Source organism: Actinoplanes subglobosus (assembly GCF_042650585.1).
In the GTDB taxonomy this organism is placed as follows: Bacteria; Actinomycetota; Actinomycetes; order Mycobacteriales; family Micromonosporaceae; genus Actinoplanes; species Actinoplanes subglobosus.
In genome coordinates, this window is the sequence record NZ_JBHSBL010000020.1 from 335,972 (window position 1) to 358,097 (window position 22,126).

A 22,126-nucleotide genomic window follows, 5' to 3' on the forward strand; every position below is an offset into this window, starting at 1 on the left:
TGGGAGTCAGCGGGAACCGATCTCGGGTGGGCGGTGTCTCTAGGGTGTCGGCGGAGGGGGCGGACATCGACATCGACGAGGCGGCCGCGGTGGCCCGGGCCAGGGCCGGTGACCTGGACGCGTACGAGGTCCTGGTCGTGCGGTTCACCGTGCCCGCGCAACGGGCGGCCATGCTGCTCGGTGCCGGGGCGGACGTGGACGACGTGGTGCAGGAGGCGTTCGTGAAGGCGTACCGGCAGTTGGGCCGGTTCCGGGGCGAGGCCGGGTTCAAGGCGTGGCTGCTGGCGATCGTGGCCAACGAGACCCGCAATCTGGTGCGGTCCCGGCGCCGCCGCGAGGGGCTGTGGCTGCGGGCCGCGGTGCGCGAGGACCCGCTGCGGTTCGAACCCGACCCGGCCGAGTCGGCGATGGCCCGCGAACGGCGCCGGCTGCTCGTCGAGCAGTTGCGCTCGCTCGACGACCGGGATCGTGAGGTGCTGCTCTGCCGCTACCTGCTCGACCTGTCCGAGGCCGAGACCGCGGTCACGCTCGGGCTGCCGAAGGGGACGGTGAAGTCACGGACCGCGCGGGCGCTGGCGCGACTGCGGGACCGGCTGCCGCAGGGGGTGACCGGTGCCTGAGCCCGAGGACCTGGTCGCCGAGTTGCGTGAGCTGGGGGACCGTCTGGCCGTACCCCCCGAGGTTGATCTGAGGACGACGGTGCGGGAGCGCCTCGCGGCGCCCGGCCGGAAGCCGCGCCGCGTCCGGGTGTGGGTGGCGGCCGCGGTGGCCGCGCTGATCGCGGCGGTCGCGGTGGTGGCGCCGGCGAGGGCCGCGGTGGTCGAGGTGGTCGGTGACCTTCTGCGCGTCGCCGGTGTGGAGGTACGCCGTGAGCCGCCCCGGCAGGCCCTCCCCGTCACCCCGAGCGCGCTGCCGTCGGCGACCGCCTCGGCCGCCTTTCCCGTGGGGGTCCCGTCGATGCTGGGCGAACCGGACGAGGTGCAGCGATCAGATCCGGACACCTACGGGCACCCGCGCGTGGTCACGCTGATCTACCGCGGTGGCACCGTGCGGCTGGACGAGTTCGACGGGCGGCTCGACACCACGTTCTTCAAGACCGCACCGGACGCGCGGTTCGTGGAGGTCGAGGGGAGTGCCGGCGCGGCCTGGCTGCCGGGCCCGCATCCGGTGACCTATGTGGGCCGCGACGGCGTGCCGCGGACCGCGACCGCACGCCTGGCCGGGCCGACGCTGATCTGGGCGACGGACACGGTCACCTACCGGTTGGAGGGAATTCCGACACTCGAAGAGGCGATTGCGGTGGCACGGTCGGTGCGCTGACCCACGATCGGGTATGCGCGGTCGGTACCGTTCGTCCGGATGAGAAATCTTCCTGCGCTCTGCTGCCTGGCGACCGTGGTCGCTCTCGGCGGCTGCACCTCCGGGCCCTCCGACCCCGCGCCGACCCCGCCGGTCCAGCCGTCGGCGACCGGCTCCGCCGGGTTCTACGTGGAGTCGAACGCGCCGGCCGTCCGGCAGGTGGAGGCCTGGAAGGCGCAGGGGCGCGACGCGGACGCGGAGGCGCTGCGGCGGATCGCCGACTCGCCGAACGCGGTCTGGTTCGCCGACGGCAAACCCGGCTACCAGGACCGGGTGCGGCGGCTGATCACCGCGGCCACGGCGGCCGGGCGGACACCGGTGGTGGTGCCCTACTGGGTGCCGGAAAGGGACTGCGGCGGCCACTCCGGCGGTGGCGCGCCGGACGCCGCCACCTACCGGACGTGGATCGGCGAGCTGGCGGCGATCGTCCGCACCGCGCCGGCGATCGTCGTGCTCGAACCGGACGCGGTCCCGCACGTGATCGACGCCTGCGTCGACGGGCCGGCCGCGCGGGAGCGGCTCACCCTGCTCGGCGAGGCGATCCGGGCGTTCAAGCAGGGGCCCGCGGTCAAGGTCTACCTGGACGCCGGCAACCCCGGCTGGATCAAGGACGTCGACCGGGTGGCCTCGACCCTGCTGGAGGCCGGGGTGGGCGACGCCGACGGGTTCAGTCTCAACGTGGCCAACTTCGAGACGACCGAGGACAACGTGGCGTACGGCACCGCCGTCTCCGACCGTCTCGGAGGCAAGCCGTTCGTCATCGACACCAGCCGCAACGGCAACGGACCGGCACCGGTCGACGGGCGCAACTCCGACGGGCACTGGTGCAACCCGCCGGGGCGGGCGCTCGGGCCGGCACCGACCGCACGGACCGGGACGCCCCGGGTCGACGCCTTCCTGTGGGTGAAACGGCCGGGGGAGTCCGACGGGGCGTGCCTGCCGGACGCCCCGCCGGCCGGTCAGTGGTGGCCCGAGTACGCACTCGGGCTCGCCACCAACTGAGGGCTCGCCACCAGCTGACCGCTACAGCACCCGGACCCAGCGGGCCGGGGACGGCACACCCTTGTCGTCGGTCAGGAACAGCATGTACCAGCCGGACGGGACCAGGCCGGCCCCGGCGGGGATCTGCACTGTCACACCGCCGGGGGTACGGCGTACGCCCAGCTCGATCGACCGCTGATCGACATCGGTCCCGTGGGTGACGGCGCTCGGCCGGACCAGTCGTGCCCCGGTGATCCGGCCGGCGTCGGCCGTCGCGTAGGCGGCACTGCGCCCCCGCTTCACCGTCCGCGGCCCGCCGCCGAGCGCCGGCCGATCGCCCTGGAACAGGTAGGGCGGGCTGTAGATTTCGATCCGCTGCTCGAAGCTGCCGGGGTTCTCGCCGGTGGTGTCGTAGATCGGGTCGCTGCCCATGGTGACCACCCGCCCGTCCGGCAGCAGCAGCGCCTCGGAGTGGTAGTTGCGGCCCACCGTGGGCGCGGCCGCCTCGTGGAACACCTCGCGCCGCGGGTCGTAGAGGTGCGCGGTCAGCAGGTCACTGCGGTTCTCCCCCTGGTAGGGCCCGCCCCGGTAGCCGGACGAGCCACCCGTGGTGAACACGGTGTCGTCGGGCAGGACCACGGTGTTGAGGTACCGGGTCGGCGCCGGCAGGTCCGGTCCGCGCCGGTAGCGGGGTTCGGCGTCGTCCAGGTCGGCGATCGCGGTCCGGGAGGTGGAGACCGGCGAGTCACCGACCTCACCACCACCCATGATCATCACCTTCTGGTCCTGGGCCGGCGGCAGCATCACCGAGGCGCTGGTCTCGGTCATCCCCGGATCGTCGAGGCCCGGGACGATCTGGAACTTGTTCTTCTCGACATCCCACAGCCCGGGCGTACGGCCCTCGGTATCGGAACCGTAGCCGGCGTTCGAGCCGGAGAAGAAGAGCCGCTCGTCCTGGGTGAGGAACAGCGCCGGATAGGTGGGGAAGACCCGCTGCAGCTCGGGTGCGGCCACCCACTTTCGCTGCGCCACCTTGTAGCGCTCGTTGACACCGGGCAGCATCCGGCCGAACTCGTCCAGCCCGGACACCGCCATGACGTCGCCGTTCGGCATCGTCGACAGGGTCGGGTACCAGCGGTGCCGCACCATGTCGCCGGTGCGCACGTAGCGCTCGCTGACCGGGTCGAACTCGTAGGACGTGTTGTCCCCGCCGTACTCCTGCTTCTCGCGGGTGATCTTGTCGGCGATGCCGTAGAGGTTGTTCGCGTCGGCGCCGGTCAGGCCGTCGATCGCGTACTGGGCGGGTTCCGTGACGATCGGGGCGTCGCCCGCCTCGGCGGCGTCCACCCACACCTCGGCCTCGCCGGCGTGCACCATCGTCTTCCCGCCGTGCGACATCTTGGCGGCCGCCGGGACGATCACCTCGGCCCGGGTCAGGTAGGCCCGGCCGTCCTTGCCGAGCAGCCGGGTGCCCTTGGCGAACGTGCGCGCCCCGTTGTCCGGCGACTCGTTCTTGATCTTCATGACGCCGGCGGCGTTCCGGATGTCCGCCTCCAGCACCTCGTACGACTTGGTGCCGCCCGCGACCAGCAGGTTCCCGTTGGGCAGGAACGTGTGCCCGCCACAGAACAGGTCGGTCGGTGTCGGGATGTTCTTGAACGCGTCGGTGCGCGGGTCCCACAGGATCGTCCGGAACGTGCCGGCCTCGAAGTTCTCCCGGTTGTTACCGGACCCGGCGACGATCAGGACCTTCCCGGTGCGCAGCAGCGCGGCGTGGATCGCGTTGATCCGGAACTTGGCCGGGACGTCCAGCAGCGACCAGTGGCCGAACTGCTGCTTGTAGGACGGCCGGTTGATGCTGAACTCGTGGAACCGCTCGGCGGCGAACACCACGATCGGCCGGTTCACCACGGCGACGCCCGCCATCAGGGGCAGCGTCACCGCCATCGTGAACAGCCTGCGTGCCAGGGTGGGACGTCGTCGCGCAGTCATGCGGCGATCTCGATCATCACGGATTCCTTGTCGTCTTCGGTGACGGTCTGGATGGGAGTGCGGCCGAGCGTCTGCAACGCCCAGATCGCCGGCGGGGTCAGGCAGAGGGCCAGATTGAGCGAGGGCCACAACCACATGAACCCGTGCGCGTGGCCGGTCACCGCGGCCACGGCCAGCAGGACGGCGAAGAAGGCCGCCCACCGCAGATGGGTACGGAAGGTGAGCAGCCGGTCAGGGCTGGCCGAGTCACCCTTCGGCGTCACCACGAAGCCGGCCCGCCTGCGGAGCAGGGCCTGCACGAACGAGGTGACGTAGATCGGCGCGCACAGCGTGGACAGCAGCATGCCGGTCAGACCGGACGATCCGGCCTCCTCGTGCGGGCTGACGTTGTGCCGCCGGTTCCACAGGTAGAGGCCGACCTGGAAGAGGGCGGCGTCCACGTAGAGCATCAGCCACACCTGCTGCGGGACCTGCACACCCTTGACGCCCAGCACCACGTGCAGGGCGGCGGTGGCCGCGCCGAGCAGCCAGGCGACCGCGGTCAGCGGGTAGTAGGCCATGAGTAGCGAATAGTGCAGGGTGCGCAGCACACCGAGCCGCCGGACCATCCGGGCGAACCCGGCCACGAACACCTCGTCGGTGCCACGTGACCAGCGGTGCTGCTGGCTGAAGTAGTCGGTCCACGACGACGGTCCCTCGCCGACGGCCAGCACGTCCGGTGTGTAGACCGAGCTCCACCGGTTGCCGGTCTCCGGATTGCGGGCGGCGTGCTGGGCGAGACTGGTCGCCATGTCCTCGGTGATCGAGTCCTGGAGACCGCCGATCTGCCGGAGTGCCGCGATGCGGACCGCGTTGTTGGTGCCGACCAGCATCGGGATGCCGAGCCGGTTGCCGGCCCGCTGCAGCAGCGAGTGGAACAGGTACTGCTGTGACTCGGCCCAGCGGGTGATCACGTTGTCGTAGTTGCCGTAGATCTGCGGGCCGATCACGAAGGCCACGTCCGGGTCACGGAACCAGCCGAGCAGCCGCTCGCAGAAGTTCGGCAGCGGCACGTGGTCCGGGTCGACCGAGACGAACACGTCGTACCGTTCGCCGTGCCGGTCCATCCACGAGTTGTAGTTGCCGTGCTTGGTCTTCGCCTTGAACGGCCCGGACGCGGTGTTCCACGCCGGGGCGCCCTTGCGGGTGAAGTGGTAGGCGCCCACCCGGCGGCACATGGCCCGGACCTCGGGATCGTCGCCCTCGTCGAGCAGCCACACGTCGAACCGGCCGGGATGCCGGATCCGCATGGCGGCGCGCAGCGTGTTCTCGACCATCTCGATCGGCTCCTTGCCGGGCACGATCGTGGTCAGGAACGCCACCCGCAGCCGCTCGTCCGGCGGCACCGGCACCGGATCCCGGGCCTGGAGAGTGGCCAGGCACAGGGTCACCACGTTGACCAGACGGAAGAGCTCGATCAGCGCGATCGCCACGATCATGAACGCGGTGGCGAGGAACAGCCCGGTCTGCATCCGCCGGTCGGGGAGTTCGACCGAGGAGAGCAGCCACCCGAAGAAGGTGGCCTCGAAGGCGAACGCGAAGACCGCGATCAGCACCGACCGGATCGGCCGGCGACGGGACAGTGGACGCAACCGGACCCGGTAGTCGTCGCCTTCCGGGACGGGTTCGGCGTCACCGGCGAGCCGGCTGAAGCCGTGGTAATCCGGCAGACGGGATACAGCACTCTTTCCGGGCACCAAGGCAAGATAGCGAGAATTCGTAAAATCCGGGCATACGTCGTACCTCGTTCGTGTCGTGTCATAGCGGTCTGAGGCCCGGAACTTCGTTGCGGTCAGTGACAGAAATCGTCGAACCGACACGCCCTGTGATCCGTTCTCTCTGTCAGGTGGGGCACGAACGCCCCGCGATGACCCGACAAGGCGGTGGCGATGCTGATCCTGTCCCTGCTCATCCTGGTCCTGGCCGCCGCCTGCGTGCTCGCGGTGCGTGGGGTGCGTGCGGACGCGTCTGCCGAGGCGGAGTCGCCGGCCATCCCCGAGGCTCTCTTCGCCCCGGAGAGTCTCGAAGGTGTGCTCTGCGCTCAGCTCATGGACGGGGAGATCACCCGGCGGCAGTACGTGCGTTCGATGGCCGGCATCGCCGCGCGTGACGAGGAGCGTCACCCGCTCACTGTGCCGGGATACGACGACTGACCCCTGTTTGCAGTGAAAAGCCCGGCTCCCTGGGGAGCCGGGCTTTTTCGTGTCCTCGCCTTGACAGAGCGACATCGATGAATGCTAATGGAAACACTGTTTCGGAGAGTGTTACGGCTGACCACTGGAGGTCCCGTGTCCCTGTCCCTGCGCCGCGTCGTCGCGGCGCTCGTGTTGTCCACAGCAGTCCTCGCCGTCACCCCGGCCACCGCGCAGGCCGCCACCGCCGAGGTCGACGGCGACATCACCGTCCTGTGCGGCACGTCCACCTACACCCAGGACGCCGACTGGTTCTTCCCCGACACCACCAGCCCGAAGGCCCTGGTCTTCCTCCAGCACGGCTTCTCCCGCTCGAACAGCAACGTCGCCGCGCTGGCCCGCAAATATCAGGCAGCGGGCTTCCTGGTCTTCACCCCGACCCTGCCGTCGACCAACTCCAGCGGCTGCACGGTCAGCAACCAGGGCGACAACACCGCGTTCCTGAACAACGTGACGGCCTGGATCGGCGAGGCCACCACCTCGACGAAGCAGCTCGCCACCAGCTACGCGGCGGCCGCCACCACGGCCGGGCGGTCCGGCAGCACCCTGCCTGCCAAGTACGTGCTGGCCGGGCACTCGGCCGGTGGCGACGCCGTCACCTACATGGCGAACCGGCTGCGCACCACGTTCCCGGCCGCTTTCGCGAACCTGAAATATCTGCAGCTGCTCGACCCGGTGAAGTCGCCGTCGGGCACCAACATGGCGGACGCCCTGACCGGGCTGGCCGGCACCTCGCTGCCGATCACCGCGATCTCGTCGCCGCCGTACTCGTCCAACGGCAACGCCAGCGGCACCGTCGAGCTGGTCAACCGGATCGACCGTCCGTTCCTCGGGGTGCGGCTGGTCACCGGTTCGCACTGCGACGCCGAGGGCGCCACCACCAACTGGCTCTGCACCCTGCTCGGCGGCACCTCGAAGGCGGCGAACGTCACCGCGCTGCAGACCTTCGCCATCAACTGGGCGCTGGACGCCGTGGCCGGCACGACCACCGCGACCTACTACCCGGGTGGCACCTACTACCAGGGCCTGCTCACCAGCAACACGATCCTGACCCTCAGCTGACCTCGGCGGGAGCCGGCGGCCGCACGGTCGCCGGCCCCCGTCCGTGAACCAGCGCCACCCCGGCCCGCGGGCCCATGACGTTTGTCATGGACGGACCGTGACGGACGGCGGGGGAGCGGTGACCGATCGACGGCGACGATTTCCCCATGACGCTCACCGCTTCAAGCGATACCGCGGCCGCCGGCACGGGGCAGCCGGCCGTGGATCTGGACGGCGTGGTCAAGAGATTCGGCACGGTCACCGCCGTGGACGGAATCGACCTGCGCATCCGCCCCGGAGAGGTGGTCGCCCTGCTCGGCCCGAACGGTGCCGGCAAGACGACGACGGTCGACATGCTGCTCGGGCTGTCCCAGCCGACCAGCGGGACCGCGAGGATCTACGGGCTGCCGCCGCAGGACGCGGTCGCGCTCGGCCGGATCTCCGCGGTCATGCAGACCGGAGGACTGCTCAAGGACTACACCGTCGAGGAGACGGTCCGGCTCACCGCAGTGCTGTTCGGCAAACCGCGTCCGGCGGTCACCGCGGCACTGAAACGGGCCGGGATCGCCGACATCGGCGGCCGGCTCGTCGGTAGGTGCTCGGGTGGCCAGCAGCAGCGGCTGCGGTTCGCCATGGCCCTGCTGCCCGACCCGGACCTGCTCATCCTGGACGAGCCGACGACCGGCATGGACGTCGGCGGGCGGCGCGAGTTCTGGGACGCGATCCGTGAGGACGCGGCCGGCGGCCGGACCATCATCTTCGCCACCCACTACCTGGAGGAGGCCGACGCGTACGCGGACCGCATCGTCCTCGTGCGCCGCGGCAAGATCGTGGCCGACGGCACCGCGGCCGAGGTGAAAGCCCTCGCCGCAGGTCGTACCGTCCGCGCCACCATGGCCGGGGCCGCACTCGTCGACTGGAACCGGGTGCCCGGTGTCGAGTCGTCCGAGGTGCGCGGCGACACCGTCCACCTGTCCGGGCGTGACTCCGACGCGATCGCCCGCCACCTGCTCACCCGACCGACGCCCGCGATCTGGAGATCACCTCCCGCAACCTCGAGGACGCGTTCCTCGCCCTGACCGCGGAGGATGCCGCATGACCACCACGACCCTGCCCCGCCTCGGCGGCTTCAGTCCCGGGATGATCGCCCTCGAACTGCGGCGCCTGATGCGCAACAAACGCACGGTCATCTTCACGCTGGTCATGCCGGCCGCGTTCTTCCTGCTCTTCGGCAGCAGCGCCGACTACCGGACCGAGCGCGTCGGCGACGGCAACGTCACCGCCTACGTGCTGGCCAGCATGGCCGTCTACGGCGCGATGCTGGCGACCACCTCGGGTGGCGCCATGGTGTCGATCGAGCGGGCCGCCGGATGGAGCCGGCAGCTGCGGCTCACCCCGCTCAAGCCGGCGGCGTACGTCGCCGTCAAGATCGTCATCGCGATGGTGATCGGCGCGGTCTCGGTCGTCGTCGTCAACCTGACCGGCGCGTTCGCCGGAGCCGACATGCCGGTCGGCGCCTGGATCGGCTGCGCCCTGCTGTCCTGGGCGTGCGCGCTCGTCTTCGCCGCGTTCGGGCTGTTCATGGGCTACCTGCTGCCCAGTGAGAACGTGATGCAGATCCTCGGGCCGGTGCTCGCCATCCTGTCCTTCGCCGGTGGCCTGTTCGTCCCGGCCGACCAGCTCGGCAGCACCTTCGCCACGATCGCGAAGTTCACCCCGGTCTACGGCGTCGGCGAACTGGCCCGCTACCCGCTCACCCACAGCGGCAACGTGTGGCAGGCCGTCCTCAACGTCGCCGTCTGGACGGCGCTCTTCTCGGCCGGCGCGATGTGGCGGTTCCGCCGCGACACCGCACGGGTCTGAGACCCGCCGCCGGTACGGTGCGGAACATGACACCGTCAGTACCCGGCCCGCCCGGCCGTGGCTTCCGCCACGGCTGGGTGTTAGCCGCGATCTGGCTGTTCTACCTCGGGGAGAACCTGACCGCCATCCTCGGCCGGCCGCCCGGCCCGTGGCGCGACATCGGCCTGGCCGCCCTGGCCCTGTTCATGATCGCGTTCCTGGTGCTCACCGCGACGGTCCCCCGGGCCGGCGGGCCGCACCCCGGCCGGTGGGCCACCGTGCGCGTCTGGGCCGGGCTGCTGCTCCTGTCCGGTCTCGCCGCGCTGCAGGCGCCCGCCGGTCAGTACCACACGCTCGTCTGCGTGGTCTACATCGCGGCGTGCGCGGTGATGGGGCTGCCACTACGGCAGGGCATCCCGGTGGCGATCAGCCTCGCCGTCGCCGTCGATCTGGCCATCAGGTTCGTGCCCGGCTGGGGCGCCGGCGGCCAGGGATACGCCCTCGCAGTCCTCTTCGCCGGGGCCGCCACCGGTGGCATCCGGCTGGCCTCCGACCGGCAGATCCGCCTCATCCACGCCCAGCAGGAGATCGCCGACCTCGCCGTCACCGGCGAACGCGCCCGCATCGCCACCGAACTGCACGACATCCTCGGCCACTCGCTGACCGTCGTCGCCGTCAAAGCCGAACTCGCCCAGCGCCTCCTCGACGTCGATCTCGACCGGGCCCGCCGCGAACTCAGCGACCTCGAATCCCTGGCCCGCGACGCCCTCGCCGACGTCCGCGCCACCGCCCTCAACGTGCGCGGCATCTCCCTGCCCGGCGAGATCGCCGCCGCCCAGGCCGCCCTCGACGCGGCCAACGTGCGAGCTGACCTGCCCGGCGCCGCCGACGACGTCCCCACCCGCAACCGCGAACTGTTCGCCTGGACCATCCGCGAAGCCGTCACCAACATCGTCCGCCACAGCCGGGCCCGGCACGCGACAGTGCTGCTGCGCCCGGACAGCGTCGAGATCGTCGACGACGGCCAGGGCTGTGCGCCCGGTTCCGGCACCGATGCCGGCCAGGGCCTGGCCGGGCTGCGCAGGCGGGCCGACCAGGTGGGCGCCCGGCTCACCGCCGGAAGCCGTCCGGGAGAGCCGGGCTTCCGGGTACGGATGGAGGCACCCTCATGACCGGTTCGCCGCTGTCCGGGTCTTCGGATGGCCATCTCATGATCAGCTCGCCGTGCCCGGGGGTCTCCGCATGATCAGGTTGCTGCTCGCCGATGACCAGGCGCTGGTCCGCGGGGCCATGGCCGCCCTGCTCGACCTCGAGACCGATCTGACCGTCGTCGCCGAGGTCGGCCGCGGTGACGAGGTCGTCGCCGCGGCCCGCGACCACGCCGTCGACGTGGCCCTCCTCGACGTGCAGATGCCCGGCCTCGACGGCATCTCGGCCGCCCGGCTGCTAGCCGAGGCGCTGCCCCGCTGCAAGGTGCTGATGGTGACGACGTTCGGCCGGGCCGGCTACCTGCGTCAGGCGATGGCCGCCGGTGCCGGTGGATTCGTCGTCAAGGACACCCCGGCCCGCCAGCTCGCCGATGCCGTCCGCCGCGTCCACCAGGGCCTCCGCGTCGTCGACCCGGCCCTGGCCGCGCAGAGCCTCGCCCACGGCGACTCCCCGCTCACCGACCGCGAGTCCGACGTCCTGCGCGCCGCGCGCGACGGCGGGACGGTCGCCGACATCTCCCGCGAACTGCACCTCTCCGACGGCACCGTCCGCAACCACCTGTCGTCGGCGATCGGCAAGACCGGAGCCCGCACCCGCGCCGAAGCCGTCCGCCTGGCCGTCGACAACGGCTGGCTGATCTGACACCGAAACACCGGCCAGCTGGGTTTGATCTAGCGGTTCAAGCTGGTCAGGGCTTCGGGGAGGGTGATCACGTCGGCGTATTTCGCGTCCAGGTCGAAGAGGTTGTGGTCGTGGGGGCCGCCGTCGCGGTCGGCGCAGGCGTCGCGGACCACGATCGGGCGGAAACCGTGCTGGAGGGCGTCCAGGGCCGAGGCACGGACGCAACCCGACGTGGAGTAGCCGCCGATCACCAGGGTGTCGATCGAGTGGGAGGCCAGCCAGGCGGCCAGTGACGTGCCGGCGAAGGCGCTCGCGTAGTGCTTGATCACGACCTGTTCGCCGGGGGCGGGGTGCAGCGGCGGGGCGAAGCCTCCGAGTGGATTGCCGGCGGCGAAGACCTTGAGCGCGGGGACCTTCGCGGCGAACAGCGGGGCCTCCGAGCAGGACTCGTCGGCGAAGCGGACCGCTGTCCAGATGACCGGGACCCCGGCGGCACGGGCGGCGCCGGCGAGTTCGGCCATGCGGTCGGCGGCGGCCTGGCCGGTACGCAGGAACAGCGGCGAGCCCGGATCGGTGTAGGCCAGTGCCGGGTCGATCAGGAGCACCGCGGGTCGGGCGCCCCAGCCGAGACGCCTGGCGAATCCGGCGCTCGCGTAGTCGTCGGCGAGATCGGCCATCAGTTCTCCTCGTGGACCTGGGAACGGCCGGGCCGTCCGCAGAGAAGGGGCAGGGGTGATGCGGACGGCCCGGCCGGGCTCAGATGATTCCGCGGGTACGGAGGCCGGCCTGCTCGTCGGGGGAGAGGCCGAGCAGACCCTGGTAGATCTCGTCGTTGTGGGAGCCGAGCGCCGGGCCCGCCCACTTCACCTCGCCGGGGGTGCCGGACAGTTTCGGGGCCACGTTCTGCATCGGGACGGGGCCCAGCTCGGGATGGTCGACGGTGATCACTGCCTCGCGGGCCTGGACGTGCGGGTCGGCGATGATGTCCTCGGCCGTGTAGATGCCGCCGGCCGGGACTCCGGACTCGTGCAGCATCGCCAGCAGCTTCGCCGACGGGATGCCGCGGGTCCAGGCGGCGATGATGTCGTCGAGCTCGGCCTGGTTCTCGCCGCGGGCGCCGTGGGTGGCGTACCGCGGGTCGGCCGGCAGGTCGGGGCGGTCCATCACGTCGGCGAGACGGCGGAACACGGTGTCCTGGTTGGCGGCGATCAGCACGTCGGAGCCGTCGGCGGTCGGGTAGACGTTGCTCGGTGCGACGTTCGGCAGGATCGGGCCGGTGCGCTCACGGCGGTAGCCGGCGATGCCCCACTCGGGGATCAGCGACTCCATCATGGCCAGCACGGCCTCGTAGATCGCCGAGTCGACGACCTGGCCACGGCCGGTGCGCTCGCGGGCGTGCAGGGCGGCGAGGGTGCCGAACGCGGCATACGTGGCGGCGAGCGAGTCACCGATCGAGATGCCGGAGCGGGACGGTGCCCGGTCGGCCTCACCGGTCACATACCGCAGACCGCCCATGGCCTCGCCGATCGAGCCGAACCCGGCTCGCGGGGAGTAGGGGCCGGTCTGTCCGTAACCGGTCACCCGTACCAGGATGAGCCTGGGGTTGATCCTGGAAAGCTCCTCGTAGGAGAGCCCCCAGCGCTCCAGGGTGCCGGGCCGGAAGTTCTCCAGGAGGATGTCGGCCTTCTCGACCAGGCGGCGGACCAGGGCCTGGCCCTCCCCGGTGCGGAGGTTGCAGGTGACCGATTTCTTGTTGCGGGCCACCACCGGCCACCACAGGGACTGGCCGTGCGGTTTCTCCCGGCCCCACTGGCGCATCGGGTCGCCCTTGCCGGGGTCCTCCAGCTTGATCACTTCGGCCCCGAAGTCGCCGAGGAGCTGCCCGCAGAAGGGGCCGGCGAGCAGGGTTCCGGTTTCCAGGACGCGAATGTCAGACAGTGGCGCGGTCACGTCGCCACCCTATACTCGGGAAACGACGTTTCGCTAGATGGAACAAAGGGGTGTCGGCGTGGAGATCGTCGAGGTCGGGCCGCGGGACGGGCTGCAGAACGAGAAGCGGGTGCTGCCCACGTCCGTCAAGGTCGACTACGTGTCGCGGGCCGTCGCGGCCGGGTTGCGGCGGATCGAGGTGGCCGCTTTCGCCCGGCCCGACCGGGTGCCGCAGATGGCCGACGCGGAGGAGGTCCTGCGGTCGGTGCCGCGGTCGCCAGGTGTCCGATATGTCGCGCTGGTGCTGAACGGGCGCGGCCTGGACCGGGCGCTCGCGCTCGAAGCCGCACGGCCGGACGAGATCAACTATGTAGTTGTCGCCAGCGACGAGTTTTCCCGGCGCAACCAGGGGATGTCTACGGCGGCTTCGCTGGCGGCGTTCCGCGACGTGGCAGCCCGCGCGCGCGATGCCGGATTTTTCGTGACTTTGACGGTCGCGGCGGCGTTCGGATGTCCGTTCAGCGGGCCGGTTTCGCCGGATTTCGTGCGGACGGTCGTCGAGGACGCCGGCCCACTGGATGAGATCTGCCTGGCCGACACCATCGGCGTCGGCGTGCCGGTCCAGGTTTCCGAGCTGGCGGCGGCGGTGCGGCCGGTCGCCGGGGGCGTTCCGCTGCGCGCTCACTTCCACAACACCCGCAACACGGGGTACGCCAACGCGATCGCCGCGGTCAGCGAGGGTTTCGTCGCGCTCGACGCCAGTCTGGGCGGGATCGGCGGCTGCCCGTTCGCGCCGGCGGCCACCGGGAACATCGCCACCGAGGACCTCGCCTACCTGCTGAACAGCTCGGCGCTGAAGACCGGCGTGGACGTGACGGCGGCCGCCGCCGTGGGCACGTGGATCGGCGGGCAGCTGGATCTGGACGCGGTTCCCGCCCAGTTGGGCCGAGCCGGAGACTTCACGCGTTAGGTCTTGCGTCGTCAATGGAAACGGTGTTTCCATTCAGCGTATGTTGCGGCCCGGTGGTGCTGATCTGACGATCGCTGGTGGTGTTCGCGAGTTCGGCCGGGCCACCCCGGACGTGGTCGCGGTGCGTGACGGCGATCGCGAGCTGAGATACGGCGCGCTCGACGAGCGGTCGTCGCGTCTCGCCTGCGCGCTGCTCGCGATGGGCTTCGCCCACGGCGACCGGGTGGCCCTGCTCTGCGGCAACCGGATGGAGTATCCAGAGATCGCGGCCGGCATCGCCAAGGCGGGACTCGTGCTGGTCCCGGTCAACCCGCGGCTGACCGCGCCCGAGGTCGAGTTCATCCTGGCGCACTCCGGCTCGCGGGCGCTGATCGCCGACCCGGCCCTGACCGGCGCGGTCCCCCCGGAGTTCCCCGGGCGGGTGGTGACGATCGGGCCGGAGTACGAGAAGTGGCTCGACGACGCGCGGGCGGTCGACCCGTGGATCGCTGTCGACGAGCGGGACCCGTTCTGCATCGCCTACACGGCCGGGACCACCGGCGACCCCAAGGGCGTGCTGATCTCGCACCGCTCCCGGTCGCTGACCTTCTACGCCACCGCGCTCGAATGGGGCATCGGCCCCGGCCGCCGGACCATCGCCGTCGCGCCGATGTACCACGGGGCCGGTTTCGCCTTCGCCTACGCGGCCGTCCACTGCGGAGCGACCGTCAGCATGCTGCGCTCGTTCAAACCGGACGCGCTGCTCGACATGATCCAGCGGGACGGCGCCCAGTCGGTCTTCCTGGTCCCGACGCACGCGCAGCTGATCCGGCAGGCCTTCGACCGGGTGCCGTCGCTGCCGGGGCTGGACACCCTCTACTTCAACGCGGCCGCCCTGCCCAAGGTGCTCAAGGAGTGGGTGTTCGAGGCGTTCCCCGGGGTGGGCGTGCACGAACTGTACGGCTCCACCGAGGCGGGCGTGATCAGCAACCTGCGCCCGCCGGACGCGCGCCGCAAGGCCGGGACCGTCGGTCACCCGTGGTTCGGCACACAGGTCCGGGTGGTGCGGCCGGACGGCACCCTCGCCGGGCCCGGGGAGCCCGGCGAGTTGTACAGCCGCTCGCCGTACCTGATGAACGGCTATCACGGGAACCCGGCCGCGACCGCCGCCTGCACCACCGAGGACGGCTTCCTGACCTCGGGCGACATCGTGATCCGGGACGAGGAGGGGTTCATCTCCATCGTCGACCGGGTGAAGGACGTGATCATCACCGGCGGCGTGAACGTCTATCCCCGTGACGTCGAGGAGGTGCTGCTCACCCACCCGGCGGTCGTCGAGTGCGCGGTCGTCGGCGAGCCGGACGAGCAGTGGGGTGAGCGGGTCGTCGCCTACTGGGCCGGCCGCACGCCCGTCGCCCCCGAGGTCCTCGAGTCCTTCCTGCGCGAGCGGCTGGCCGGATTCAAGGTCCCCAAGCAGTACCGCACCGTCCCGGCGCTGCCCCGCAACGCCGCCGGAAAGATCCTGAAACGCGAGCTGAGGAGTACGCCGTGAGGGCACATGTGGAGCTGATCCACGAGGACGACTACATCTTCCACACCGGTGAGCTGCCGTACGGCGAGGGGAAGATCCTGGAGCGGCGGCTCTCCACCGACGAGGAGGACGGCTCGTCCTCGCTGTCGCTGCACGCCACCGCCGATTGGGGGCGCAGCGCCGGCATCGTGCACGCCGACACCGAGTTCTACGTGGTCGAAGGGTCGATGACCTACGGCGGCCGGGAGCTCGGCGCCGGCGGCTACGTGCAGGTCCCCAAGGGCACGGCGATGGACTGGCTGAAGGTCCGCGAGGGGTCGCGGATCCTGCACTGGCGGGAGTACGGGGACTGCGGGTTCGACCCGTTCACTTCCTTGAACGAGGCCGCGAGCAAAGCTTCGCCGGAGTCCACCGAGGGCGTCACCGTGATGGACGCCGAGAAGATGGAGTGGACCGAGGCGCAGTCGGTCGGGCCGCTCACGCCGCTCTACATCAAGCTGCTGCACCGGGACCCGAAGACCGGCTTCTACACCCGGCTGATCCGGGCACCGAAGGGCTGGACCGACCACCGGCTCGCCCACCACCCCTGCTACGAGGAGTTCTACACCCTCGCCGGGAAGATGGCCTACAACTTCGGGGACATCGACGAGGGCACCTACTGCTTCCGGCCGGCCCGGGTCAAGCACGGCCACTTCGTCGCGGAGACCGAGATCGACTGGATCCTGCGGTCCGACGGCGAGCTGACCAACTGGTACACCACCGACGAGTGGGTCAAGTTCGGCGGGCACGCGGAGAACTACGACGAGCACGACGGCCACGTCCACCCGATCCTGTCGTCGCTGCCGGTGCGCTCCCGGTCCCGCGGCGAGTGGTCCGGCGACGGCATGTGACGAGGCGCCGGGGCCGGTCTTCGTCGGCCGGCCCCCACCGGATCAGCCCGGCGGTCGCGTTTCGGCCTTGCGCCGGGACTGCGCCGCGGTGTGGTCCGGGACTTGGGTAGCCGTACCGAATCCTAGATTTTGATCTTGAATCTGCCGACCACGTCGGTGAGGCTCGCGGCGAGGCCGGCCAGTTCGTCGGCGGCCTGACGGGTGGACGTCGCGCCGTTCGCGGTCTGCGCCGCGGTGGCCGCGACCTGCTCGATCGAGCGGTTGATGGAGTCCGCGCCGTGCGCCGCGTCGTCGAAGAGGCGGCTCAGTTCGTTGGTCGTGGCGGTCTGCTCCTCGACGGCGCCGGCGATGCTCGCCTGGTACTGGTTGATCTCGTTGATCACGTCGGCGATCCGGCCGATCGCCTCGATCGCGTTCGTGGTGTCGCCCTGGATCGCCTCGATGCGCTGGCCGATGTCCTCGGTGGCGCGGGCCGTGCTCTGCGCCAGATCCTTGACCTCGCTCGCCACCACCGCGAAGCCCTTGCCCGACTCGCCGGCCCTGGCCGCCTCGATCGTCGCGTTCAGGGCCAGCAGGTTCGTCTGCTCGGCGATGCTGGTGATCAGCTTGATCACGTTGCCGATCTCGTCGGTCGAGGTGGACAGTTTGGACATCGCGGCCGTGGTCTGCTGCGCCGTCTCCACGGCGCCCTGCGCGATCTGCGCGACCTGGCTGGTGTTGCCGGCGATCTCCCGGATCGCCGCGGTCATCTGCTCGGCGCCCTGCGCGGCCTCCCGTACCCGGTCGTTGACCAGCATGCTCGATTCGGAGACCGTGCCGGCCCGGCCGGACGCCTGCTCCGAGGAGGCGTTGACGTCGCCGCTGATCGCGGTGAGCCGCACCGAGGCGTCGCTGAGCGACTGCGCGTTGCCGGCGATGGTGCCGATCGCCTCGCGGATGTCGCCGACGGCCGCGTTCACCGCCTCGGACATCCGGCCGATCTCGTCGCGGCCGGTGACCGGCACGTGCACGGTGTAGTCGCGTTCGGCGACCCGGCGCAGCGCGGCGGCGGCGACGGCGAGCGGCCGCAGGATGCCGCGCCCGATCCACCAGCCGAACACGGCCAGCAGGACCAGGCCGGTGGCCAGCGCCAGGCCGACGATCCAGCGGACCTCGGTGACCAGCTTGTCCTGGTCGGCCGCGGCGGCCTCCGCCTTCGACTGGACCGACTCGATGACCGCGCCGAGCGCCTTCGAGAACGCGTCATAGACGTTGTAGACCGTCTCGCCGCCCTGGTAGAGCTGGGCCTTCGTCGCGGTGGCGGTCAGTGACCGCTGCAGCGCCGTCGACTGGTCGGTGTAGGAGCGCCACGACTTCTCCAGATCGTCGACCGCGGCCGCGTCGTCGGCGCCGAGCGGCATCGCCTGCAGCTCGGCCATCTGGGCGTCACCCTGCTTGATGTACGCGGTGTTGCCGTCGAGGAAGGTCTTGGTCTGGTCCGGGAAGGCAAGGTTCGCGTTGACCATGCCGTTGATCCGGCCCGCCATGCTGTCCAGCCGGGCCAGCGTCAAGGTCGCCTGACGGAACTGATCCTGGTCGGCCGAACTCGTCGCGAGCCGGCTGATGCCGGCCAGCGCCGTCGCGCCCAGTGCCGCCGCGAGCGCCACGCTCACCAGGATCAGGCTGCTGATCTTCCAGCGCACCGACCAATTGCCCATACCGCCTTCATCGGCCCATTGGGGAAATCACTGAGAGATGGGTTCAACCCTGGTTACTCGCGGGTAATATAGCTCCATGATCAATGGTCTCTCCGCCTCGCTCGCCGAGGTCCTCGACGGCCGGTGGGCGCACATCCGGCAGGCCGTGCGTGACGAGCTCGGCGCCGAGTTCGTCACCGTCCCGGGCGAAGCCGGCGACGAGGCCCGGGAGCGGGTCAGCCGGTTGATCCGGGAGCTGCCGACCGAGGTCGGGGTGGCCGCCGCGTTCCCGGCCGGCTACGGCGGCTCCGACGACCCCGGCGGCTCCACCGTCGCGGCCGAGATGCTCGCCCAGGTCGACCTGTCCCTGATGGTCAAAGCCGGCGTGCAGTGGGGGCTGTTCGGCGGGGCCGTCGTCGCGCTCGGGACCGCCCGGCACCACGACGCCTACCTGCGCGACATCATCTCGGCCGACCTGATGGGCTGCTTCGCGATGACCGAGACCGGTCACGGGTCGGATGTGCAGCGGCTGCGGACCACGTGCACCTTCCAGGACGGCCACTTCGTCCTGAACACGCCGCACGAGGCGGCCCGCAAGGACTACATCGGCAACGCCGCGCGCGACGGACGGATGGCGGTCGTGTTCGCCCAGCTCATCACCGGCGGCAAGTCGTACGGCGTGCACGCGTGGCTGGTCCCGATCCGGGACGCCGACGGCAACCCGATGCCCGGCGTCACCATCGGCGACGCCGGACCCAAGGCCGGGCTGCTCGGCGTCGACAACGGGCGGCTCTCCTTCGACCACGTGACCGTGCCGCGGGACATGCTCCTCGACCGGTACGGGCAGGTCGCCCCCGACGGCACCTACACCAGCACCATCGAGAACGACACCCGCCGCTTCTTCACCATGCTCGGCACCCTCGTCCGCGGCCGGGTGACCGTCGGCGCCGCCGCCTCCGCGGCCACCCGCAACGCGCTCACCATCGCCGTCCGCTACGGCGAGAGCCGCCGCCAGTTCACCGCACCCGGCGCCGACCGCGAGATCACCCTCAACGACTACCTGGCGCACCAGCGCAAACTCCTACCGGCGGTGGCGCGGGCGTACGCGTACGTCTTCGCCCAGGAGGAACTCGCCGTCACCATGTCCGAGGTGTTCGCCCTCACCGAACCCGACGAGCACCGGCAGCGCGAACTCGAATCCCGCGCCGCCGGCCTCAAGGCGATGCAGACGTGGAACGCGACCGCCACCATCCAGATGTGCCGCGAGGCGTGCGGCGGCGCCGGATACCTCGCCGAGAACCGGCTGCCCGGCCTCAAGGCCGACACCGACGTCTTCACCACCTTCGAGGGCGACAACACGGTGCTGCTCCAGCTCGTCGCCAAAGGGCTCCTCACCGGATACCGCGACGCCTTCGGTTCTCTCGACGGCTGGGGCCGCGCCACGTTCGTCGCCGAACAGGTCAGAGAGATGGTCCTGGAGCGTACGGCTGCCCGCTCCCTGATCCAGCGGCTCGTCTCCGCTGTGCCCGGCCGCGACGAGGAGATCGCCGTCACCGACCGCGGCTGGCACCTGGCCGTCTTCGAAGACCGCGAGAAACACCTGCTGGAAGGCGTGATCCGCCGCCTGCGCGGAGGCGCCGCCACCAAGAAGGACCGGCCGTTCGACATCTTCAACGACGTCCAGGACCACGTGCTCGCCACGGCGACCGCCCACATCGACCGGATCACCCTGGAAGCCTTCGTCGCCGGCATCGAGCGGGCCACCGACCCTGCGGCCCGGGAACTGCTGTCGAAGGTCTGCGACCTCTACGCGCTCACCACCATCGAGGCCGGCAAGGGCTGGTTCATGGAGCACGGGCGCCTGACCCCGGCCCGTTCCAAGGCCGTCACCGCCGTCGTCAACGACCTGCTGCGTGAGCTGCGGCCGCACATGCGGACGCTGGTCGACGCCTTCGCGATCCCGGACGAGTGGTTGAACGCGGCCATTTTGCGCGAGGAGCCGGCCCGCCAGGAGGCGATGGCCAAGGAGGACGACGCCGTCGGCGCTACCCTGGCCGGCTGAATCCGATCACCGGTGACGCGCCGCATCGGCGCGTCACCGGTGCCGGAGGCGTTCCTGCCAGGCGCGGGGAATGCCGAGATCGTAGTGTTCGGCCTTGAGCAGGATGAGTTCGTGTTCCCGGTCACGCATCAGATCGGCGAATGCAGCGACTGTCTCCCCGATGAATTCCCGCTCCCGCAATCGCCGCAGACGGTCCGGCTCGATGTGGATGCGCCAGTCGATCATTCCGATTGTCTGAATGTGCAGAGTTCCGGATGGTGATGAACCCTGGCAGTGCAGAGTTCGCAGTCCGTCCCGGTATCGCACGTGCCGTTCGTCGCCGGGGTTGCGGCGTTCCTGTTCCGCCTCGTCGATGGTCTGTGACTGCGCGCGCCGGAGAATCTCCCGCCGTTCTCTCTCCCAGCTCACCCAGGTGTTGGCTCCCAGGCCGGCCAGCTGCCTGCTCAGGCGAGGCTCGTCGTACCAGTCGTAGGTGTTTCTCTGGAATTCGATCTCCAATGCCAAATCGCCGGTGACGGTTGCCCGAATTTGATCATCCGGCGATTTTCCGGTCACGATCATGCCGCGGAGGAGATCGCCAAGATCGGCGTCGTGGGTATACATGTGTCAGCCTTCCGCCGGAGTGGCTTGATCACCGAACCGATTGACGACCGCCAACGTACGCGGTGGTGTGTGGTACACAAAACTCGTGACAGCGAATCGCGTTGCCGTCGGTATGGCGGCGTTGCTGTTCATTCTGGCTGTGCCGATGCCTGTCGCGGCGAAACAGAATGCCGGGTCTCTGGTCCTGGCGGCGGGTGGCGGTGGCGCGGGGTTCTCCGGTGACGGCGGGCCGGCCACATCCGCCCGGCTGAACAATCCCTACGGAGCGGCGGTCGCCCCGGACGGCACCCTCTACATAGCGGACACCGCGAACCATCGCGTCCGGGCTGTTTCTCCGGACGGCGTCATCGACACGGTCGCCGGCGACGGAACATCGGCAGGCGAGAGCGGCCCCGTTCCGGCGGGCACCGAAGGCACGGCGATCTCGCTCGCGCTGCCCGGTGAGCTCGCCGTCGGTAGCGACGGGACGTTGTTCATTGCGGACGGCCCCGGGCTCCGCGTGTACGAGCTGGCGCCGGACGGCACGATCTCACTGCGTCTGGACGCCTCCACCGGCCAGGGTGTCCTCGACCGGCCGATGCGCTTCCCGCGAGGGCTGGCGGTCGGCGGGGACGGCACTCTCTACGTGTCCGACCGGGAGAACGACCGTGTCGTCGCGATCACGACCGGCGGGGTGGTGCGCGTGGTCGCGGAGGTGTTCGCTCCGAACGGTCTCGCCGTCGACGGGCATGATGATCTGTGGGTCGCCGCGCAGGATCTGTACCGGGTGCGGGGCGACCAGATGCTGTCGATCATCAATCCGCAAGCCGATCGATGGACTGTCGGCGCGGGCGCCGATCAGCCGCCGCCCGACGACGCATTGGGCAATGTGCGCTCGGTGGCCGTCCGGGGAACCGAGGTCCACGTCGTGGACGACGTACGACACACGGTCCGCGGCCTGAGCGCCGACGGGACCGTCTTCACCGCCGCGGATCTGGAGCCGGCGGGCCTCGGCTCCGGTCCGTTCGATCTGGCGGCGGGCAAGTCGCTCTATCTCATCGACATGGTCGGCAGCCGGGTCTTCGTGGTGGACACCTCCCGGCCGTCGCTGCCCGGGACGCCGCAGCCGGATCCGGTGTGGCCCTGGTTCCTGGGAGGGGGCGTGGCCGTCGCCGCCCTGGTGGCTCTGGTCGTGGTGGTGCGGCGCCGGCCGTCGGCGCTCGCGAAGTGA

Annotated in this window: 20 protein-coding genes; 14 read left to right on the forward strand and 6 right to left on the reverse strand. The window is 70.6% G+C overall.

Going from position 1 to position 22,126, the window contains the following annotated elements; translation table 11 throughout:
- Window positions 1–44: 44 nt before the first annotated feature.
- The 3 genes from ACFO0C_RS30720 to ACFO0C_RS30730 are packed head-to-tail and all read left to right on the forward strand — an operon-like array spanning window position 45 to window position 2,361.
- Window positions 45–620 carry an RNA polymerase sigma factor gene (locus ACFO0C_RS30720; protein ID WP_378070203.1) on the forward strand — a complete coding sequence of 192 codons (576 nt, stop codon included), beginning with the start codon at window positions 45–47 and terminating at the stop codon, window positions 618–620.
- Window positions 613–1,320, forward strand: coding sequence for a hypothetical protein (locus ACFO0C_RS30725; RefSeq protein WP_378070204.1), 708 nt, complete (start codon window positions 613–615; stop codon window positions 1,318–1,320). Before ACFO0C_RS30720 ends, ACFO0C_RS30725 begins: the two co-directional genes overlap by 8 nt.
- 39 nt (window positions 1,321–1,359) lie before the next feature.
- Entirely contained in the window at window positions 1,360–2,361 is a 1,002-nt protein-coding gene (locus ACFO0C_RS30730) for a glycoside hydrolase family 6 protein (protein WP_378070205.1), read from the forward strand.
- A gap of 21 nt (window positions 2,362–2,382) precedes the next feature.
- On the opposite strand, the gene ACFO0C_RS30735 is transcribed toward ACFO0C_RS30730, so the two are convergent.
- Together ACFO0C_RS30735 and ACFO0C_RS30740 are read right to left on the reverse strand one after the other, a co-directional pair.
- On the reverse strand, window positions 2,383–4,332 hold the full coding sequence (locus ACFO0C_RS30735; RefSeq protein ID WP_378070206.1) for a galactose oxidase-like domain-containing protein: 1,950 nt from the start codon (window positions 4,330–4,332) through the stop codon (window positions 2,383–2,385).
- A complete protein-coding gene (locus ACFO0C_RS30740) occupies window positions 4,329–6,068 on the reverse strand; it encodes a glycosyltransferase family 2 protein (RefSeq protein WP_378070207.1) in 1,740 nt (579 codons plus the stop codon). Before ACFO0C_RS30740 ends, ACFO0C_RS30735 begins: the two co-directional genes overlap by 4 nt.
- Window positions 6,069–6,260: 192 nt before the next feature.
- Between ACFO0C_RS30740 and ACFO0C_RS30745 the strand changes: the two genes are divergently transcribed.
- The 6 genes from ACFO0C_RS30745 (at window position 6,261) to ACFO0C_RS30770 (ending at window position 11,297) form a co-directional block, all read left to right on the forward strand.
- Window positions 6,261–6,524, forward strand: coding sequence for a hypothetical protein (locus ACFO0C_RS30745; protein ID WP_378070208.1), 264 nt, complete (start codon window positions 6,261–6,263; stop codon window positions 6,522–6,524).
- A gap of 135 nt (window positions 6,525–6,659) precedes the next feature.
- On the forward strand, window positions 6,660–7,625 hold the full coding sequence (locus ACFO0C_RS30750; protein WP_378070209.1) for an alpha/beta hydrolase: 966 nt from the start codon (window positions 6,660–6,662) through the stop codon (window positions 7,623–7,625).
- A gap of 146 nt (window positions 7,626–7,771) precedes the next feature.
- The gene (locus tag ACFO0C_RS30755) at window positions 7,772–8,683 is read left to right on the forward strand and encodes an ABC transporter ATP-binding protein (RefSeq protein ID WP_449191347.1); all 912 of its coding nucleotides are present in this window, start codon (window positions 7,772–7,774) and stop codon (window positions 8,681–8,683) included.
- 16 nt (window positions 8,684–8,699) lie between these two features.
- On the forward strand, window positions 8,700–9,467 hold the full coding sequence (locus ACFO0C_RS30760; protein WP_378070210.1) for an ABC transporter permease: 768 nt from the start codon (window positions 8,700–8,702) through the stop codon (window positions 9,465–9,467).
- 26 nt (window positions 9,468–9,493) lie between these two features.
- Entirely contained in the window at window positions 9,494–10,618 is a 1,125-nt protein-coding gene (locus tag ACFO0C_RS30765; RefSeq protein ID WP_378070211.1) for a sensor histidine kinase, read from the forward strand.
- Window positions 10,619–10,688: 70 nt separating this feature from the next.
- A complete protein-coding gene (locus tag ACFO0C_RS30770) occupies window positions 10,689–11,297 on the forward strand; it encodes a response regulator (RefSeq protein ID WP_378070212.1) in 609 nt (202 codons plus the stop codon).
- Between the two features lie 29 nt (window positions 11,298–11,326).
- Here ACFO0C_RS30770 and ACFO0C_RS30775 read toward each other — a convergent pair whose 3' ends face one another.
- Window positions 11,327–11,953 (reverse strand): isochorismatase family protein, encoded by a 627-nt coding sequence (locus tag ACFO0C_RS30775; protein ID WP_378070213.1) that lies wholly within the window; start codon window positions 11,951–11,953, stop codon window positions 11,327–11,329.
- Between the two features lie 79 nt (window positions 11,954–12,032).
- Window positions 12,033–13,226 (reverse strand): CaiB/BaiF CoA transferase family protein, encoded by a 1,194-nt coding sequence (locus ACFO0C_RS30780; RefSeq protein ID WP_378070214.1) that lies wholly within the window; start codon window positions 13,224–13,226, stop codon window positions 12,033–12,035.
- A 37-nt stretch (window positions 13,227–13,263) separates the two neighbouring features.
- Here ACFO0C_RS30780 and ACFO0C_RS30785 point away from each other — a divergent pair, with 37 nt between their 5' ends.
- The 3 genes from ACFO0C_RS30785 to ACFO0C_RS30795 are packed head-to-tail and all read left to right on the forward strand — an operon-like array spanning window position 13,264 to window position 16,575.
- Window positions 13,264–14,175 carry a hydroxymethylglutaryl-CoA lyase gene (locus ACFO0C_RS30785; protein ID WP_378070215.1) on the forward strand — a complete coding sequence of 304 codons (912 nt, stop codon included), beginning with the start codon at window positions 13,264–13,266 and terminating at the stop codon, window positions 14,173–14,175.
- Between the two features lie 40 nt (window positions 14,176–14,215).
- Entirely contained in the window at window positions 14,216–15,706 is a 1,491-nt protein-coding gene (locus ACFO0C_RS30790; RefSeq protein WP_378070216.1) for an AMP-binding protein, read from the forward strand.
- The gene (locus ACFO0C_RS30795) at window positions 15,703–16,575 is read left to right on the forward strand and encodes a DUF4437 domain-containing protein (protein ID WP_378070217.1); all 873 of its coding nucleotides are present in this window, start codon (window positions 15,703–15,705) and stop codon (window positions 16,573–16,575) included. Before ACFO0C_RS30790 ends, ACFO0C_RS30795 begins: the two co-directional genes overlap by 4 nt.
- A gap of 122 nt (window positions 16,576–16,697) precedes the next feature.
- Here the strand turns inward: ACFO0C_RS30795 and ACFO0C_RS30800 are convergent, their stop codons facing one another.
- Window positions 16,698–18,272 carry a methyl-accepting chemotaxis protein gene (locus ACFO0C_RS30800; protein ID WP_378070218.1) on the reverse strand — a complete coding sequence of 525 codons (1,575 nt, stop codon included), beginning with the start codon at window positions 18,270–18,272 and terminating at the stop codon, window positions 16,698–16,700.
- Between the two features lie 76 nt (window positions 18,273–18,348).
- On the opposite strand from ACFO0C_RS30800, the gene ACFO0C_RS30805 reads away from it, so the two are divergent.
- A complete protein-coding gene (locus ACFO0C_RS30805; protein WP_378070219.1) occupies window positions 18,349–20,313 on the forward strand; it encodes an acyl-CoA dehydrogenase family protein in 1,965 nt (654 codons plus the stop codon).
- A 33-nt stretch (window positions 20,314–20,346) separates the two neighbouring features.
- On the opposite strand, the gene ACFO0C_RS30810 is transcribed toward ACFO0C_RS30805, so the two are convergent.
- The gene (locus tag ACFO0C_RS30810) at window positions 20,347–20,916 is read right to left on the reverse strand and encodes a hypothetical protein (protein WP_378070220.1); all 570 of its coding nucleotides are present in this window, start codon (window positions 20,914–20,916) and stop codon (window positions 20,347–20,349) included.
- 85 nt (window positions 20,917–21,001) lie between these two features.
- Here ACFO0C_RS30810 and ACFO0C_RS30815 point away from each other — a divergent pair, with 85 nt between their 5' ends.
- Window positions 21,002–22,126 carry an NHL domain-containing protein gene (locus ACFO0C_RS30815; RefSeq protein WP_378070221.1) on the forward strand — a complete coding sequence of 375 codons (1,125 nt, stop codon included), beginning with the start codon at window positions 21,002–21,004 and terminating at the stop codon, window positions 22,124–22,126.

Bases quoted from the DNA above. Each gene is read 5' to 3' on its own strand.
- ACFO0C_RS30730 (WP_378070205.1), top strand. From the start codon at position 1,360: ATGAGAAATCTTCCTGCGCTCTGCTGCCTGGCGACCGTGGTCGCTCTC.
- ACFO0C_RS30735 (WP_378070206.1), bottom strand. From the start codon at position 4,332: ATGACTGCGCGACGACGTCCCACCCTGGCACGCAGGCTGTTCACGATG.
- ACFO0C_RS30745 (WP_378070208.1), top strand. From the start codon at position 6,261: ATGCTGATCCTGTCCCTGCTCATCCTGGTCCTGGCCGCCGCCTGCGTG.
- ACFO0C_RS30755 (WP_449191347.1), top strand. From the start codon at position 7,772: ATGACGCTCACCGCTTCAAGCGATACCGCGGCCGCCGGCACGGGGCAG.
- ACFO0C_RS30760 (WP_378070210.1), top strand. From the start codon at position 8,700: ATGACCACCACGACCCTGCCCCGCCTCGGCGGCTTCAGTCCCGGGATG.
- ACFO0C_RS30765 (WP_378070211.1), top strand. From the start codon at position 9,494: ATGACACCGTCAGTACCCGGCCCGCCCGGCCGTGGCTTCCGCCACGGC.
- ACFO0C_RS30770 (WP_378070212.1), top strand. From the start codon at position 10,689: ATGATCAGGTTGCTGCTCGCCGATGACCAGGCGCTGGTCCGCGGGGCC.
- ACFO0C_RS30775 (WP_378070213.1), bottom strand. From the start codon at position 11,953: ATGGCCGATCTCGCCGACGACTACGCGAGCGCCGGATTCGCCAGGCGT.
- ACFO0C_RS30785 (WP_378070215.1), top strand. From the start codon at position 13,264: ATGGAACAAAGGGGTGTCGGCGTGGAGATCGTCGAGGTCGGGCCGCGG.
- ACFO0C_RS30790 (WP_378070216.1), top strand. From the start codon at position 14,216: ATGTTGCGGCCCGGTGGTGCTGATCTGACGATCGCTGGTGGTGTTCGC.
- ACFO0C_RS30800 (WP_378070218.1), bottom strand. From the start codon at position 18,272: ATGGGCAATTGGTCGGTGCGCTGGAAGATCAGCAGCCTGATCCTGGTG.
- ACFO0C_RS30805 (WP_378070219.1), top strand. From the start codon at position 18,349: ATGATCAATGGTCTCTCCGCCTCGCTCGCCGAGGTCCTCGACGGCCGG.
- ACFO0C_RS30810 (WP_378070220.1), bottom strand. From the start codon at position 20,916: ATGTATACCCACGACGCCGATCTTGGCGATCTCCTCCGCGGCATGATC.